General features: G+C 65.9%; 13 protein-coding genes and 1 pseudogene (1 of these 14 only partly in view). All 14 read right to left on the bottom strand.

Annotated features, from left to right (window positions below; genetic code table 11):
• Window positions 1-1,077 (bottom strand): annotated as a pseudogene (locus A2X88_05925) (hypothetical protein) (it extends 51 nt beyond the left edge of the window).
• 9 nt (window positions 1,078-1,086) lie between these two features.
• Window positions 1,087-2,517 carry an aldehyde dehydrogenase gene (locus A2X88_05930; protein ID OGP33235.1) on the bottom strand — a complete coding sequence of 477 codons (1,431 nt, stop codon included), beginning with the start codon at window positions 2,515-2,517 and terminating at the stop codon, window positions 1,087-1,089.
• A 112-nt stretch (window positions 2,518-2,629) separates the two neighbouring features.
• Window positions 2,630-4,069 (bottom strand): 4-hydroxybutyryl-CoA dehydratase, encoded by a 1,440-nt coding sequence (locus A2X88_05935; protein ID OGP33236.1) that lies wholly within the window; start codon window positions 4,067-4,069, stop codon window positions 2,630-2,632.
• Window positions 4,066-5,634 carry a hypothetical protein gene (locus tag A2X88_05940; GenBank protein ID OGP33237.1) on the bottom strand — a complete coding sequence of 523 codons (1,569 nt, stop codon included), beginning with the start codon at window positions 5,632-5,634 and terminating at the stop codon, window positions 4,066-4,068. The genes A2X88_05935 and A2X88_05940 overlap by 4 nt, the downstream gene beginning before the upstream one ends.
• A complete protein-coding gene (locus A2X88_05945; GenBank protein ID OGP33238.1) occupies window positions 5,631-6,152 on the bottom strand; it encodes an NADH dehydrogenase in 522 nt (173 codons plus the stop codon). The genes A2X88_05940 and A2X88_05945 overlap by 4 nt, the downstream gene beginning before the upstream one ends.
• Window positions 6,153-6,168: 16 nt before the next feature.
• Window positions 6,169-6,933, bottom strand: a complete 765-nt coding sequence (locus A2X88_05950; protein OGP33257.1) for a 2-deoxy-D-gluconate 3-dehydrogenase — start codon at window positions 6,931-6,933, stop codon at window positions 6,169-6,171.
• Between the two features lie 67 nt (window positions 6,934-7,000).
• Entirely contained in the window at window positions 7,001-7,699 is a 699-nt protein-coding gene (locus tag A2X88_05955) for an ABC transporter ATP-binding protein (protein OGP33258.1), read from the bottom strand.
• Entirely contained in the window at window positions 7,699-8,493 is a 795-nt protein-coding gene (locus tag A2X88_05960; GenBank protein ID OGP33239.1) for a hypothetical protein, read from the bottom strand. The genes A2X88_05955 and A2X88_05960 overlap by 1 nt, the downstream gene beginning before the upstream one ends.
• Before the next feature lie 2 nt (window positions 8,494-8,495).
• Window positions 8,496-9,464, bottom strand: coding sequence for a hypothetical protein (locus tag A2X88_05965; protein OGP33240.1), 969 nt, complete (start codon window positions 9,462-9,464; stop codon window positions 8,496-8,498).
• 4 nt (window positions 9,465-9,468) lie between these two features.
• Window positions 9,469-10,356 (bottom strand): ABC transporter permease, encoded by an 888-nt coding sequence (locus tag A2X88_05970; GenBank protein OGP33241.1) that lies wholly within the window; start codon window positions 10,354-10,356, stop codon window positions 9,469-9,471.
• A 61-nt stretch (window positions 10,357-10,417) separates the two neighbouring features.
• Entirely contained in the window at window positions 10,418-11,620 is a 1,203-nt protein-coding gene (locus tag A2X88_05975; GenBank protein OGP33259.1) for a hypothetical protein, read from the bottom strand.
• Between the two features lie 202 nt (window positions 11,621-11,822).
• Window positions 11,823-12,797, bottom strand: coding sequence for a 2-oxoisovalerate dehydrogenase (locus tag A2X88_05980; GenBank protein ID OGP33242.1), 975 nt, complete (start codon window positions 12,795-12,797; stop codon window positions 11,823-11,825).
• Window positions 12,798-12,801: 4 nt separating this feature from the next.
• Window positions 12,802-13,833, bottom strand: coding sequence for a pyruvate dehydrogenase (acetyl-transferring) E1 component subunit alpha (locus A2X88_05985; GenBank protein OGP33260.1), 1,032 nt, complete (start codon window positions 13,831-13,833; stop codon window positions 12,802-12,804).
• A gap of 104 nt (window positions 13,834-13,937) precedes the next feature.
• Window positions 13,938-15,137 (bottom strand): hypothetical protein, encoded by a 1,200-nt coding sequence (locus A2X88_05990; GenBank protein ID OGP33243.1) that lies wholly within the window; start codon window positions 15,135-15,137, stop codon window positions 13,938-13,940.
• Window positions 15,138-15,617 lie beyond the last annotated feature (480 nt).

Below are 15,617 nucleotides of genomic sequence, written 5' to 3' on the forward strand. Positions count from 1 at the left end.
GATCAACCGGTGGTCGAAGGAGAGACTCAGGTACATCATGTCCCTGGCCACGATCCCCCCCTCGCGGACGACCGGCCGCCGCACGATCCTGTGGATCCCCAGGATCGCCGCCTCCGGGGGGTTGATCACCGGGTAGCTGAACAGCCCCCCGATCGATCCGATGCTCGTCACCGTGAAGGTGCTTCCGGAAAAATCCGCCGCCCCGAGTTTCCCGCTCCGGGCCCCTTCCGCAAGCCGCTCCATCTCGCGGGCCAGCTCGACGACCGATTTTCCCCGGGCGTTGCGGAGGACCGGAACGACCAGCCCGTCCTCGGCGTCCACCGCGATCCCGATGTCGTACCGCCGGTAGCGCACGATCTCCCCCCGCTCCTCGTCGAGGGTGGCGTTCATCGCCGGGTGGCGCTCCAGGGCGGCCGCCACCGCCTTGAGGATCAGCGGGAGGACGGTGATCCTGACCCCCTCTGTTTCGCCGATCCCGCGGAGCGCCTCCCGCATCCCCAGCAGGCTCGTCACGTCGGCCTCGTCGACCAGGAGGGCGTGGGGGATCGTCGACTTCGAGAGCGACATCTTCCGGGCGGCCATCCGTCGTTTCCCCCGGAAGGGGATCCGCTCCTCGTCCGGCCGGGGCGTCCCGGGGGCCGTTTCGGGCGCCGGCTTCCCGGGACGGCCGGGGCCCCGCCCCGCGGCCGCGCGGACATCCCGCTCCGTGACCCGCCCGCCTTGGCCGGTCCCCCTCACCGAGGAAAGCTCCACGCCCAGGTCCCTGGCCAGCTTCCGCACGGCCGGGACCGCCAGCGCCTCTCCCCGGTCCGGGGGAGCCGCCGGGGTCTTCGACGGGGCGACGACCTCGAGCACCGCCATCACCTCCCCCACCTTCACGACCTGCCCGGGCTGCGCGACGATCCGGGAAACCGTCCCCGAAACAGGGGAGGGGATCTCGACGTTCGCCTTGTCGGTCAGCACCTCGACCAGGAGGTCGTCCTCCGCGACCCGGTCCCCCTCGGAAACCAGCCAGCGGACGATCTCCCCCTCGGCGATCCCTTCCCCGACGTCGGGAAGCCGCAGTTCGAACTCCATCGGGTCTCCTTACAGCCGGAACACCACCATCTTGATGTTCGTCATCTCCTCGACGGCGAACCGGACCCCCTCCCGCCCGAGGCCGCTCATCTTGTTCCCCCCGTAGGGCATGTGGTCGACCCGGAAGATCGAGGTGTCGTTGATCATCACGCCGCCGGCGTTGATCCGGTCGACGGCGTAGAAGGCCTTCCGGATGTCGTTTGTGTAGACCCCCGCCTGCAGGCCGAACGGGGAATCCTCGACCATCGCCACGGCATCCTCGAACCTCTCGTATTCGTAGATCGAGACGAGCGGGGCGAAGGCCTCCAGGCACATCACCTTCATCTCCGGGCGGACCTTCGCGAGGACCGTCGGATAGAGGACCCTCCCCTCCCGCTTCCCCCCGACCAGAAGCCTCGCCCCCTCCCCGACCGCCTCCCGGATCCAGCTCTCCGCCCGTTTGGCCTCCGCCTCGTCGATCATCGGGCCGACCTCGCAGTCCTTCTCCAGCGGGTTGCCGACCTTGAGCTTCGAGGTGAACTCGACGAACCGCTTCGTGAACTCCTTCGCGATCGCCTTGTGGACGTAGAGACGCTGGAGGGAGATGCAGACCTGGCCGGAATTGGCGAAGGCGCTCACCGCGCACCGTGGGATCGCCGCGTCCAGGTCGGTGTCGGGCTCGAGGATCGTCCCGGAGTTGTTCCCCAGCTCCATCGTCACTTTCTTCAGCCCCGCCTTCCGGAGTATCGCCTCGCCGACCGGAGGGCTCCCGGTGAAGGAGATCTTCGCGATCCGCGGATCGACGGTGAGCCACTCCCCCACCGTGCCTCCCGACCCGACCACGACGTTGAACACCCCGGGCGGTATCCCCGCCTCCTCGAGGATCTCCCCGAGCCGGATCGCGGTGAGCGGCGTGGTGGAGGCCGGCTTGAGGACGAGGGTGCATCCCGCCGCCAGCGCCGGGCCGACCTTGTGCGCCACCAGGTTCAGGGGGAAGTTGAACGGCGTGATGGCGGCCACCACCCCGACCGGGGTGCGCAGGTAGAAGCCCACGCGCCCCTCGCCCGCGGAGCTGGCATCCATCGGGACCGTCTCCCCGTGGATCCTCTTGGCCTCTTCCGCGGAGAACTGGAAGGTCTCCACGGCCCGCGCCACCTCGCCGATCGAGTATTTCCAGGCTTTCCCCGCCTCGCGGCAGATCGTCGCCGCGATCTCCTCCTGGTGCTTCGCCAAAAGCTGAGACGCCTTCTCCAGGATCCGGAACCGTTTGTGGGCCGGCATCCGCGAATACTCCGGGAAGGCGGCGTGCGCCGCCGCGATCGCCTTCTCCACGGTCCCCTTCGACGCGACCGGGACGACGCCGATCGTCTCGCCGGTGTACTTGTCGAGGACCGGCATCGTCTCCTTGTCCTTCACCCATTTCCCTCCGACGAACAACCGGTGTTCTTTCGTGGATTTCATGGCTGTTTTCTCCTTCTCGCGAATCCGATCCGCCGGGCCGGCGGCACGTCACAGACTCTCCGGCGACGCGGGTTTGTGCCGGCCGCTGCCATTTGTTCCGGGCCCAGCGCCGTTACTCCTTTCCGATGCCGATCACCTTCCTGGCCATTCCGGCCTTCTGCGGGATATTGGCTTGCCGGAACATGACGATTCGCTGCGCCTGCGGCGACCCCGCCCCGTGCAGCGCCTCGACCAACGTGGCCACCGAGGTCATGCTCTCAATATAACGGCAGAGCTTTCTTTTGTCCTCCGTGGGAAATCCCTCCCTCCCCTTGAAATACTTCTCCAGCAGCCCCCCGATCTCCTCGTTGCGGAAATCCCGGTCCGCGGGCAGCGTGGAGAGGAGCCCGCCTCCGATGTCGTGGGCCAGCCGGCCAATCTGGTAGACGAACCGGGTCACGTTCTGCTTGACGGTGTTCGCCAGGAGCGGGTCGACCAGCCAGTTCCCCGCGGGAAGCTTCGTGGCAAGCGCGGACGCGCCGATTGCCCCGGCATAGTTCGTTTCCACGAGATGAATGATCTCGGTGAGCTTGTCCCGGACGATGGAGTTCTTGATCGTCCCGTGCACCTCGGCGAGCAGAGCCGTGGCGCCGAGGAGGATATCCGCGTTGCCCGCCTTGCACCCGCCGTAGTTGGCTCGGTGCCAGGAGGCGAACCGATCCACGAGCAGCCCCGCGAATTCCCCCTCCCCGTCCAGAAATACCCTCTCCCGGGGGACGAACACATCCTCGAAGATCAGGGTGCTCTCGCCGCCGACCACCCCGAAGGAGGTTCCGCAGTCGAACATTCCTTCTTCCTCTTTCCGCCCATCGTTCGTCTGCCGCCCGAAGACGAGGGTCAGGCCCGGGGTATCGAGGGGGACCGCGCAGGCCACCGCGTAGTCCGCCCCCTCCGGCGGGAGACCGAGGGTGGGCATCACCAGCACCTCGTGGGAGTTGACCGCCCCGGTGATGTGGGTCTTCGCCCCCCGGATGACGATCCCGTCGGGACGCCGATCGACCACGTGGACGTACATGTCGGGGTCGGGCTGCTGCCACGGAGGAAGGGACCGGTCTCCCTTCACGTCGGTCATGGCACCAGCGGCCATCAGGTCCTCCCTCTGGAGCCGCTCCAGGTAGTTTCGGAACCGCACGTGGTAGTCGGTCCCCTTCGCCTGGTCGACCTCATAGGTGACGGACCAGAGCGCGTTGATCCCGTCCAGACCCACGCAGCGCTGAAAGCAGGTCCCGGTCTCCTGGCCGATGAGGCGCAGCATCTCGATCTTCCGGATCAGATCCTCCGGACTCCAGAACAGGTGGGTGAACCGGGAAATCCGCTCGCCCGTCAAGGGGGATACAACCGTCATGAGGTCTGCATGCTTCGGGTCCCCGGCGAGATCGTAGGTAACCGCCGCCGTACGGAGGTGGGGAAGGATCGCCGGGTGCCCGTACGGGTCCGCAAGCTTCTCTCCCTGGTAATAGACCCTGGGCTTCATGCTCCTCAGTGTCTCAATGTATTCGGCCCCATTCTTCATCGATGCTCCTCCTTCATGCCGGTGTTCCACCGGCGCTTCAGTTCCTGCTTCATCACTTTCCCCCCGGGGTTCCTCGGAAGGGACGGTTCGATCCGGATTTCCACTGGCACCTTGAAATCGGCCAGGCGGGTGCGGCAATACTCCCGGACCGCCTCCGGGTCCAGGACCGCGCCCGGCATCGGGACCACGGAAGCGGCCGGAACCTCTCCGAAAATCGGGTGGGGAATCCCCAGAACCGCCGCCTCGGCAACGCCGGGGAAGGCGTAGATCACGTTCTCCACCTCGAGTCCGTAGACCTTCTCCCCGCCCCGGTTGATCATGTCCTTGACCCGATCCAGGATGGTGACCAGCCCTTCCCCGTCCATCCGGGCGATGTCCCCCGTCCGGAGCCAGCCGTCCCGGATCGCCTCCCGGGTCTTGTCCGGCAAGCCGTAGTAGCCCTGTACGATGTGCGGACCCGACAGGTAGAGTTCTCCGGGTTCCCCGGGAGGCAGCGCATCACCGGACGGACCCCGCACCTGCGCTCTCGTGCCGGGCACCGGGAATCCGACCGAATCCGCCCGATCCAACGCACGATCCGCCGGAAGCACCGTGGCCAGGGAGGAGCATTCCGTGAGCCCGTAGCAATTGTGCAGTGCCGCGGGAAGGATCCCCCGGATCGCCCGGATGGTTTCCGGATCCATGGGGGCGCCGCCGTACGCGGCGATCCGGACCGAGGAAAGATCGAACTCGTTCAGATCGTCCCGCAGGGTGATCAGCTTGTAGATGGCAGGCACGAGGAAGAGCGCGGTGATCCGGAGTCGGGAGACCAGGGAAAGCATATCCCGGGTGTTGTATTCCCGCTGCAGCACCACCGTTGCCCCGCAGGCCAACAGCGCCACGAGCTGGGAATCGAGCCCGGTGACGTGGAACAGGGGAAGGGTGATCAGCCCGATGTCCTCCTCGCGGTAGTCCAGCGCGGCGCGGCAGGACTCTACGTTGAAGAGGGTGTTCCGGTGGGAGATCATCGCCCCCTTGGGGAAGCCGGTCGTTCCCGACGTGTACAGGAGGACTGCCACATCTTCGGTGGAGGAGGTGGCCATCGCCGGAAGCGCCTCCCGGTCCAGCGTGCTCCGGAACGGGACCGCATCCTTCGCTTCATCGTCGGTCAGCACCCAGGTGGCGACCCCCCGGGACTCCCCGAGTCCCGATACCTTGTCGAACTGCTCCCGGGTCGTGACCACCGTCGAGGCGCCGCAGTCCGCCAGGATGTAGCCGATCTCCGGGGGGGAGAGCCGGTAGTTCACCGGCACCGCCACGTGCCCACCCGCGATCGCCCCGAAATACGAAACCACGAATTCCGGCACGTTCGGGAGCAGGATCGCAATGCGGTCGCCGTTCGAGAGACCGCGCGACTTCAGGAACGCGCAAAACCGGCGGGAGTTTTCATCCAGTTCCGCGTAGGTCATCTCCCCGGCCGGGGGAAAGCAAAGGGCCTTCTTGTCCGCCCGTTCCCGTCCGTGGAAATGGACGATCTCCGCGATCGTCCGGAACGGAAGGGGAGAAGGACGGTCCGTCGTCCTCATGGCCCGCCTTCCTGCCATCGATTCTTGCGGATTCTCGTCCGGTCGAACCGGTCTTCCCGGGGTTTCTTCACGGCGGGGAACCCGATCGGGACCAGGGAGAGGGGAACGATATGCTCCGGAAGCCCCAGCAGCCGGCGGAACCCGAGCACCCGCTCCTCCAGGGGATGGACCCCGAGCCACACGGCCCCCAGTCCCTTCGCGTGGGCGGCAAGCAGAATGTTCTGCGTCGCGGCGGAACAGTCCTGCACCCAGAACCCGTGTTCGTCCCGCTGGAGATCCGCGCAGACCAAAATCGCCACGGGTGCGTCCGGAACCATCTTTGCGTACGGGTGGAACGACGGAACCTCCCGCAGGATGGCCCGGTCGGTGATGACCACGAAATGCCAGGTCTGCTGGTTCTTCGAGGAGGGTGCGCTCATGGCGGCGGCCAGAATTTCCTCGATCACCGGTTCCGGGACCGGATCTCCCGTGTAGCGGCGGATGCTCCTCCGCGAGAGAATGGCTTCCATCGCTTCCATTCGGCTTACCTCCGAATCACCAGATCGTCCACCCGCCGTCCACGTAGATCGTCTGACCCGTGATGAAGTCCGAGGCCCGCGACGCCAGAAAGATCACCGTCCCCTCGAGTTCCTCCGGCTGCCCCCACCGCCCCATGGGAGTTCTCTCGTTGATGAACCGGACCCGGTCCGGGTCATTCCGAAGGGCCGCGACGAGGGGGGTCTCGAAATAGGTCGGACCGATCGCGTTGACGTTGACGTTGTGCTTCGCCCATTCGATCGCCATGACCTTGGTCATCTGGACGACCCCGCCCTTGCTGGAGGCGTAGGCCACCAGATTGTCCAGCGCGACGGCTCCCATGATCGAGGCGATGTTGATGATCTTGCCGCAGCGCCTCTCGATCATCTCCGGAACGACCGCCTGCGCGACCAGGAAATACCCCTTCAGGTTCGTGTCCAGGACGAGGTCCCACTCCTCTTCGGCCAGTTCGGTGACCGGTTTTCGGATGTTCACACCGGCGTTGTTGACCAGGATGTCGATCCGCCCGAAATCCATCCGGATCGCCTCGACCGCGTTCCGGATGGAAGCGCGATCCACGACATCCATGCGGTACGAACGGGCTTTGCCCCCGAACGGCGCGATCGCTTTCCCGCTCTCCTCCAGGTCCTTCATGTTTCGTCCGCACAGGGCCAGAGAGGCGCCCGCCTTGGCCAACCCCACCGCCATCGCCCGGCCCAGCCCTTTCGAAGCGCCGGTCACCACGGCGACCTTCCCCTGGATGTCGAACCAGCCCCGGTCCATCTCCTGCTCCTTTCCCCACGCCAACTCCTGTCGCCTCCCCGGGAAGGTGTCGTCCCTTCCTCCCCCCTCAGACGACCAGGTACTTCCGGATGATCTCCTCGTTGTTCCAGATCGCTTCCATCTCCCCCTCGTGCCGGACGGTCCCCTTCTCGAGGATGTACCCGCGGTTGCACACCTTCCTGCAGAACTTGAGGTTCTGGTCCGCCAGGAGGATGGTGACCCCGTGCCCGCGGATCTTCCCCAGCACCTCGACCAGGTTGGCCACAACCAGGGGAGCCAGCCCCTCCGACGGCTCGTCAAGCAAAATGAGGGAAGGGTTCGCCATGAGGGCGCGGCCGACGGCCAGCATCTTCTTCTCGCCACCGGAAAGGTTGATCCCCTTCGACCCCAACCGATCCCCGAGCGCCGGGAAGAGCTCGACGATCCGGGTCCGGTTCCAGTGCCCCTTCCGGGGGGAAAGACGCCGGGCGATCTCCAGATTTTCCTCCGCGGTCAGGTCGGGAAAGATCCGGTAGTCGTCAGGGACGTAGGCGACTCCCATGCGCGCGATCTCGTACGGGGGGGGACCGCAGATCTCCTTGCCCAAAAACCGGATCGACCCCCGGGACGGCGGCGACAGACCGATGATCGAGCGCAGGGTCGTCGTCTTTCCCACTCCGTTCCGCCCGAGGAGGGCGACGACCTCCCCTTCCTTTACGGACAGGGAGACCTCCTGGAGGATGTGGCTGCTGCCGTAATAGGTGTCGATGTGGGAAACTTCGAGGATCATCCCGCGTCGTCCCCCTCTTCGTACCGGATGGTGTCGATGACTTCGTCCCCGAGGTACACCTCTTTCACCGTCTTGTCGTTCTGGATCTCCTCAGGGGTGCCGTCCCCGATGATCACTCCGCGGTGCAGCACGATGATCCGCTCGGACAAGGCAAAGACGACGTCCATGTCGTGCTCGACGACCACGAAGGTGGTTCGCCCCTCGCGGGCCAGCCGCCGGATGTCCTCCAGAAGTCGCGAACGCTCTACGGGATTCATCCCCGCGGTCGGTTCGTCCAGGAACAGCAGGGTCGGCCGGGCAGCCAGGGCCACACCCACCTCGAGGAGCCGCTGGTCCCCGTGCGAGAGGGCGCTGGCCAGAGTCTCGCGCTCCGCGGAAAGCCCGACCCTCGATAGGATCGCCTCCGCCTCGCCGTGTGCATCCTTCTCCGAAGAAATGTTCGCAAAGGGTCTCCACGACCGCCCGGTGACCGCCAGGATCGGGATCATGACGTTCTGAAACACCGTCAGCTGGGGAAACACGTTCACGATCTGGAACGAGCGGCAGATCCCCCGGCGGACCCTCGTGTGGACGGGAAGACGGGTGATCTCCATCCCTTGGAAGAAGATCCTTCCGGTCTGGACGGGAAGATACCCGGTGAGCAGGTTTATCAGGGTGGACTTTCCCGCCCCGTTCGGTCCGATGATGGAGGTGAGCACCCCCTCCTCGATCGTAAGGTCGAGGTTGTCGGCCGTGCAGATTCTCCCGAAATGGTTGGAGAGTTTCTGTGTCGTGAGAAGCTCCTTCCCCATCCCTATTCTCCCCCTGCCGCCTGCGGCCGCCGCACGAGATGCTGCACCACGCCGACAACGCCGCCGCGGAACCCCAGAATGATGATCAGGAGTACGATCCCGAACCAGAGCATCCAGTTCTCGGTGAATCTCTGGACGATCTCCCTCATCGCCACGAAGATCAGGCTCCCCACGATGGGTCCGCTGAGCGAGTGGAGACCGCCCAGGAGACTCACCAGAATGGGATTGGCCGAGTGGGTCCAGTGAGCCATGAACGGCCGGGCGTTGCTCTCCAGCATCGCCTCGAGGGATCCGGCCAGTCCGGCGAAGGCGGCGCTCAGCACGAAGACTGCCAGACGGTACCTCTTCACGGAAAGGCCGGCGAATTCCGTCCTCCGTGCGTTTTCCCGGATCCCGGCGAGCACGAGCCCGAAGGGGGAGCTCCGGATCCGGTGGACAACCCACACGGAAAGGACGAAGAAGAAGAGGACGAGATAATAGTACTGGATGTCCTTCCCGATCGGGATCTTCCACGGGCCGAAGAAGGTGATCGGGTCCCGCATGATCCCCACCAGGCCGTCGTCCCCGCCGGTGATCTCGCGCGCGTTCCAGATGAGCGAAAAGACCATCATCCCGAAGGCGAGCGTGAGCATGGCGAAGTAGATCTCCGTGTGCCGGACGCAGAAGAACCCGATGAGAAGCGCGAGAAAAGCGGCGGCCAGGATGCCCGCCGCGATTCCCAGGAGGGGATGGGGGGACAGATGAAGCCAGAAAAACCCCATGCCGTAGGCCCCGGCCGCGTAGAACGCCCCGTGGCCGAAGGCGAGCAGCCCCGTCTGTCCCAGCAGCAGGTTGTATCCCACCGCGAAGATCCCGAGGAGCATGACGCGCATGGCGAGATACACGGTGAACCGGCCCGCCACGAACGGGATCGCGACCAGCACCGCGAGGGAAACCAGGACGAGCGCTGCGGACAGGGGTTTGTTCTTCATCGGTTCACCGGGCCTCGCCGAAGAGCCCCTGCGGCCGCCACAAAAGGACCGCGGCCATCAGGATGAAGATCAGGAACATGTCGAAGGCCGGAAAGTACCGCGTCCCGAACGCGGAGAGCACTCCGATGATCAGCGCGGCCGAGAACGCACCTTTCAAGCTCCCCAACCCCCCGATGACGGCGACGATGAACGCCTCGATGATGATCGTATCTCCCATCCCCGGCGTCAGGAGCCCCACGTACGGGACGGCCAGTCCTCCGCCTACCGCTCCGAGCCAGCTTCCGAAGACGAAGACCCCCGTGAACAGGGCGGGGACCCGTACCCCAAGCGCGGACGCCATCTCCCTGTCGGAGGAGGCCGCGCGGATGATCCTCCCCCACCAGGTCCTCTCGAGCATCAGCCACAGCCCGATGGCCACCAGCGGCCCCACGGCGATGATGAACAGGTTGTAGACGGGGAACTTCCTTCCCGCGATCGGGATGGACCCCCCGAAGAGGTCCATGCTGGGGGGCGACAGGGAGCCCCCTCCCCAGGCGATCTTGACGAGGTTGTCGAAGATGAGCACGAAGGCGAACGTGAGCAGGAGCTGGTAGGGAAGCGCAAGGGGGTAGACCCTCCGAAGGAAGAACCGTTCGACGACAAGCCCCGTCGCGCAGACAAACAGTGGGCCGAGGAGGAGACCGATCCAGAAATTCTCCCCGAGGTGCCGCAGCACCGTGAAGCAGAAGTAGGCCCCCAGCATGTAGAAGCTGCCGTGGGCGAAGTTCAAGACCCCCAGAACACCGAAGATCAGCGTCAGGCCGCTGGCCACGAGCCAGATGAACATCCCCGCCGAAAGTCCCGCCAGGCATACGTGAACGACGGATTGCACCAGTTGTCTCTCCCGACCGATAAAGAGATGATGTGCATCCGGCGGCGCGGCATCCCGCGCCGCCGGATTCCTGCCCCTTCGTTCAGAAGGGAGGGCTTGTCCCCGCCCCTTCGAACGGGGGCCGATTGAAGAATTCCTTGGCCGGGATCACTTTCTGCTCCCCCATCACCTTGAAGGGGTACTTGGGATCGGTTATGGTCTTGCCCCACGGAACGTCGTATATCGCCTGGTGGTCCTCCTTCCGGAACACCCGGCGCCCGGCGGGAGAATCCATCTCCATCCCCTCCAGGGCCTGGATGACCGCCTTCGTTTCCTTGGAGCCCGCCTTCTCCACCGCCGCCTTGAACGCGTAGATGGAGGAGTACCCGGTCTCAGAGACATACGCAGGGTAATGGTTCCAGCGCTTCCGGAACCTGGCCACCCACTCGTTGTTCGTCTTGTTGTTCGGATACAGGAAGAAGTACCGACCGGAGATCCAGATGTTGTCGGGCATCTCCTTCCCCAGCCCCTCCAGGACGTCCATCGCGGCGCCGACCGGGAACATGACGTGCTTGATCTTCTCGAACAGGCCGGCCTCCTTCGCCTGCTTGACGAAGGTGATGAGCTCGCCCGCCCACTCCGTGGAATACAGCCCGTCGGGGTTTGCGTCCAGGATCGTGTTGATGTGCGAGCGGAAGTCCGTGGTGCCGAACGGAGCGAACGACTCGGCGACGAAGGAGACGCCGGGCTTGAGCTTGCCGAGCGTGTCCTGGAACATCTTCCAGCAGGTGAACCCGTATTCGTACTTGGGGCTCACGGTGGACCATTTCACGGCGGTAAGATCCTTGGCCAGGAACGCCGCGGCATGCCCGTCCTGATACGTGGGGGTGGAAATCCGGAAGATCTGCCGGATTCCCTTCTTGAACACCATCTCCTCGGTGAGCTTTTCGGTGGCGGCGTGCGTGATGATGATGACGCGATCCAGCCGTTCGATCACCGGCGCGATGGCCAGGGCCTGCCCCGAGGAATCGATCCCGGCCAGGAAATCGGCCCCCCAGCTGTCCACGAAATAGCGGCAGTTCTCGATCGCCGTGTCCCCTTTCGTCGTGGAATCCCGGAACTCCACCTCCACCTTCTGCCCGGCGATCCCGCCGGCCGCGTTGATCTCCTCGACCGCCATGTCCACGCCGTACTTGTGGAACTCGCCGTACCCGGCCAGTGTTCCCGAGGTGATCGCCTGGTAGCCGATCTTGATGGGCCCCTTGATCGCGGGCGTTGCGGCCCACACCCCCCTGGGAACCGTCATCCCTCCCAGGGACCCCGCCGCGATCAATGTGCCGGTCGCACCGGTCAGCTTGAGAAACTCCCTGCGGTTCAAGCCCTTCTTTTTCATCACTTCCTCCTTCCAGCCCGGGTTGGTTGCTCCACTCGAACGAGCCCCACGCCTTCCCTGTTCCTCACCCCCTTTCCCTCTCGTTCGCGCGTCTCGTTCCCCTCCATCGCGGTCCTCAGAAATTCACCGTAAACCGGATCGAATCGAGCACAAGGCCGGGATCCGGCAGGTAGAGCTTCTCCAGGGCGTACGGGAACGGCGTGTCGAACCCGGCGACACGGGCGACGGGGGCTTTCAGGTGCAGGAAAACCTTCTCCTGGATCAGCGCTGCCAGCTCCGCCCCGAACCCGCAGCTTTTCGGCGCCTCGTGCAGGACGACCGCCCGTCCCGTCTTTGCGACGGACCCGGTGACCGCCTCGATATCCAGCGGCCAGAGGGTCCGCATGTCGATCACCTCGACCCCGATCCCTTCGGCTTCCGCCTCCGCGGCCGCCAGCGAAGCCACCGGGACCATGGCGCCGTAGGTCAGCAGGGAGAGGTCCTTCCCCTCCCGGACGATCCGGGCCGTTCCCAGCGGCACGGGGTGGTCCCCCTCCGGAACCTCCCCCTTCACCGTCCGGTAGAGCGCCTTCGGCTCGAAGAAGATCACCGGGTCGGGAGACCGCATCGCGGAGAGAAGAAGTCCCCGGGCATCCGCCGGGGTGGAGGGGATGACCACCACGAGCCCCGCGGTGTGGACGAAGTAGGCCTCCGGGCTCTGGGAGTGGTAAATCCCTCCCTTGATCCCGCCGCCGGAGGGGGCGCGCAGCACGACCGGTGCGGGGAACTGACCGGCCGACCGGTACCGCAACTTGGACATCTCGGAGACGATCTGGTCGAAGGCGGGATAGATGAAGTCGGCGAACTCGATCTCGGCCACCGGGCGGAGCCCGGCCAGCGCCATCCCGATCGCCATCCCGACGATCCCCGACTCCGCGAGGGGGGTGTCGAGCACCCGCTCCGGCCCGAAGCGCTCCCACAGCCCTTCCGTGGCGCGGAAGACCCCGCCGTTTTGCCCGATATCCTCCCCGAGCAGGACGAGTGCGGGATTGCGCTCCATCTCGAACGCAAGCGCGTCCCGGACCGCCTGGACGAGGGTCATCACCGCCATCGGCTCAATCCCCCTTCCCGGCCAGGAGCTTGCGCTGCTCCGCCAGGTGCCAGGGAAGTTCCGCGTAGACATCCTCGACCATCGATTCCGGCGGGACGGGCGGAGCGCCCTCGCACTCCTTGACCACCCGGTTGATCTCCTCCCGGGCCTCTGCCGCGATCCGGTCCGCTTCCGCCTCGTCGAGGATCCCCCGTGCCATCAGATGCCGGGCGAATCGCAGGATCGGGTCCCGCTTCGCCCAGCTCGCCACTTCCTCCTCGGTCCGGTAGCGGGTCGGATCATCGGAGGTGGAGTGCGGCCCCATCCGGTAGGTGACCGCCTCGACCAGCGTCGGCCCTCCCCCCGCGCGGGCCTTCTCCAGCGCCTCCCGGACCACGTGGTGGACTGCCAGGAGGTCGTTCCCGTCCACCCGTACCCCCGGAAACCCGTAGGCGACCGCTTTCACCGCGACGGAGCTGGAGGCGGTCTGTTTCGAGAACGGAACGGAGATCGCATACTGGTTGTTGCAGCAGAAAAAGACAACCGGGGCCCCGTAGACCCCGGCGAAGTTCATCGCGGCGTGGAAGGCCTCCGTGGAGCTGCCGCCGTCCCCGAAGCCGACGATGACCGCCGCCTTCTCCCCGCGCAGCTTCACGGCATAGGCGGCCCCCACCGCCTGCGGAAGCTGGGTTGCCACGGGGCTAGAGACCGACACGACCCGTACCGAGCGGTCGCACCAGTGATTCGGCATCTGCCGGCCTCGCGTCGCGTCCGACCGGTTCCCGAACAGCTGGCCGACGAGCGCTTCGAGAGGATACCCTCGCATCAGCGCCATCCCATGGTCCCGGTAGGAGGGAAAGATCCAGTCCCCCTCCCGGAGGGCGAACCCGGCGCCGATCTCGGCCGCCTCCTGCCCGAAGGAGGGAGTGTAGAAGCCGATCCGGCCCGACCGCTGCAGGGCGATCGCCTTCTCGTCGAGCGCCCGAAGCCGCTGCATGCTCGAATAGAGAAAAAGGAGGTCCTCCTGGGACAGCCCGGGGTCGAGAGAGGGATCGATCGAGTGGTCCTCGCGAAGCGCCACCAGCAACGGCAGTTCCAAGACGGCCTCCGTTCCGTGTAGTTCCTCGCCGGGGTTCCCTTCCATTGTACCCGATCTCCGACCTACCGGATCACCCCCGATTCCCGAAGCCGTGTAATCCGTTCCGCGTCGAAGCCGATCTCGCGCAGGATCTCCTCGGTGTGCTCGCCCAGCCGCGGAGCCCTCCGGGGGAAGGTCGGGCAGGGATCCGGAGCTTCCTTCCCTTCCGGATCGAGAAACTTCAGCGGACGCCCCGGCTGGAGGTCGCTTCCCCCGAGGGGAGAGCCCACCTCGACGACCATCCCCCTCGCGCGCAGGAGCGGACTGGAGAGCGACTCGGAAAGGTCGAGCACGGGGGAGATGCAGACATCCCTTCCTTCGAAGAAGCCGATCCAGTCGTCCCGGGTCCTCGAGGCGAAGACCCCTTCGAGCTCCTTCCGGACCCGGGCGCCCGTCTCCCCGACGGCATACTGCCCCTCCCGGAGGTCCTCCCGCCCCAGGGCGTCGACGAGCCGCTCCCAGAACCACGATTCCAGCGCTCCGAGGCTGATATGTTTCCCGTCGGCACACCGGTAGGTCCCGTAGCAGGGAAACATCCCCGTCAGCATCATATTCCCCCGCTCGGGCGCAGACATACCGGCCAGGCAGGCCGCCGAATGGAGCGACCAGATCGCCGCCGCTCCGTCGGTCATGGAGACGTCGATCCAGCGTCCCGCCCCGGTCGACCGGCGCGACAGCAGCGCCATCAGGATTCCGGAGAGCGCCATCATCGCCCCCCCGAAGAGGTCCCCGATCTGGACCGGCGGAACGGCCGGCTCTCCGTCCCGCGCCCCGCACATCCCCAGGATCCCCGCCCAGGAGATGTAGTTGATGTCGTGCCCCGCGACGTCCCGCATCGGCCCCGTCTGCCCGTACCCGGAGATGGAGCAGTAGACCAGGCGCGGGTTGACCCCGGACAGGGTCTCGTAGTCGACGCCGAGACGGCGCACCACCCCGGGGCGGAACCCCTCCACCACGACGTCGGCCCAGGCGGCCAGCGTCCGGAAGATCTCCCTCCCCTGCTCCGTCTTCAGGTCCAGCGTCAGGCTCCGCTTCCCCCGGTTCAGGTAGCGGTCGGCCGGGCTCATCCCCGGCTCCTCCCCCGCGAAGGGGTTGCGGACCCGCGGGACCGGCTCGTCCACCTTGATCACGTCGGCTCCGTGATCGGCCATCATCAGCGTGCAGAAGGGGCCCGGGAGCTGGAGGGAAAGGTCGAGCACCCGCACCCCGGAGAGCGGCGACATCGGCGGCCTCCTCGGGTTTTCCTGTGCTATCGTATTCCGCGTATGCACGCGGGGCTTCCCATCGTCCACGACCGGGCGGTCTTCCTGGCCGACGCCCACCTGAACCAGGAGGACATCCACTCCCGGAACTTCCTGATCCTCGCGGAGAAGGCGACGCAGGAGAAGGCCGCCCTCTTCCTGCTGGGGGACATCTTCGACCTCTGGTTCGGGGCTCCCGGTCTCACCTTCCGGTTCCAGCAGCCGGTCGTCGAGCGGCTGCGGAGGCTCCGGCGCGAAGGTCTCCGTCTATATTATGTGGAGGGGAACCGCGATTTCCATCTGAAAACGCCGCACGAGAGAAGCACCTTCGACGCGGTGTCCGAGGGGGAGATGCGGGCCGCCGTCGGGGACCGCAGGCTCCTGCTCTCCCACGGAGACACGGTGAACCGGGCCGACCTGGCCTACCGGTTCTGGAAGTCGATCTCGAAGAACCGGCTCGCC

This window comes from Deltaproteobacteria bacterium GWC2_65_14 (assembly GCA_001797615.1).
Lineage (GTDB): Bacteria > Desulfobacterota > Deferrimicrobia > Deferrimicrobiales > Deferrimicrobiaceae > GWC2-65-14.

What these genes read in the sequence shown, in the direction of transcription:
- A2X88_05930 (OGP33235.1), bottom strand. Translation starts at nt 2,517, where the DNA reads ATGAAATCCACGAAAGAACACCGGTTGTTCGTCGGAGGGAAATGGGTG.
- A2X88_05935 (OGP33236.1), bottom strand. Translation starts at nt 4,069, where the DNA reads ATGAAGAATGGGGCCGAATACATTGAGACACTGAGGAGCATGAAGCCC.
- A2X88_05940 (OGP33237.1), bottom strand. Translation starts at nt 5,634, where the DNA reads ATGAGGACGACGGACCGTCCTTCTCCCCTTCCGTTCCGGACGATCGCG.
- A2X88_05945 (OGP33238.1), bottom strand. Translation starts at nt 6,152, where the DNA reads ATGGAAGCGATGGAAGCCATTCTCTCGCGGAGGAGCATCCGCCGCTAC.
- A2X88_05950 (OGP33257.1), bottom strand. Translation starts at nt 6,933, where the DNA reads ATGGACCGGGGCTGGTTCGACATCCAGGGGAAGGTCGCCGTGGTGACC.
- A2X88_05960 (OGP33239.1), bottom strand. Translation starts at nt 8,493, where the DNA reads ATGGGGAAGGAGCTTCTCACGACACAGAAACTCTCCAACCATTTCGGG.
- A2X88_05965 (OGP33240.1), bottom strand. Translation starts at nt 9,464, where the DNA reads ATGAAGAACAAACCCCTGTCCGCAGCGCTCGTCCTGGTTTCCCTCGCG.
- A2X88_05975 (OGP33259.1), bottom strand. Translation starts at nt 11,620, where the DNA reads ATGACGGTTCCCAGGGGGGTGTGGGCCGCAACGCCCGCGATCAAGGGG.
- A2X88_05980 (OGP33242.1), bottom strand. Translation starts at nt 12,797, where the DNA reads ATGGCGGTGATGACCCTCGTCCAGGCGGTCCGGGACGCGCTTGCGTTC.
- A2X88_05990 (OGP33243.1), bottom strand. Translation starts at nt 15,137, where the DNA reads ATGTCGCCGCTCTCCGGGGTGCGGGTGCTCGACCTTTCCCTCCAGCTC.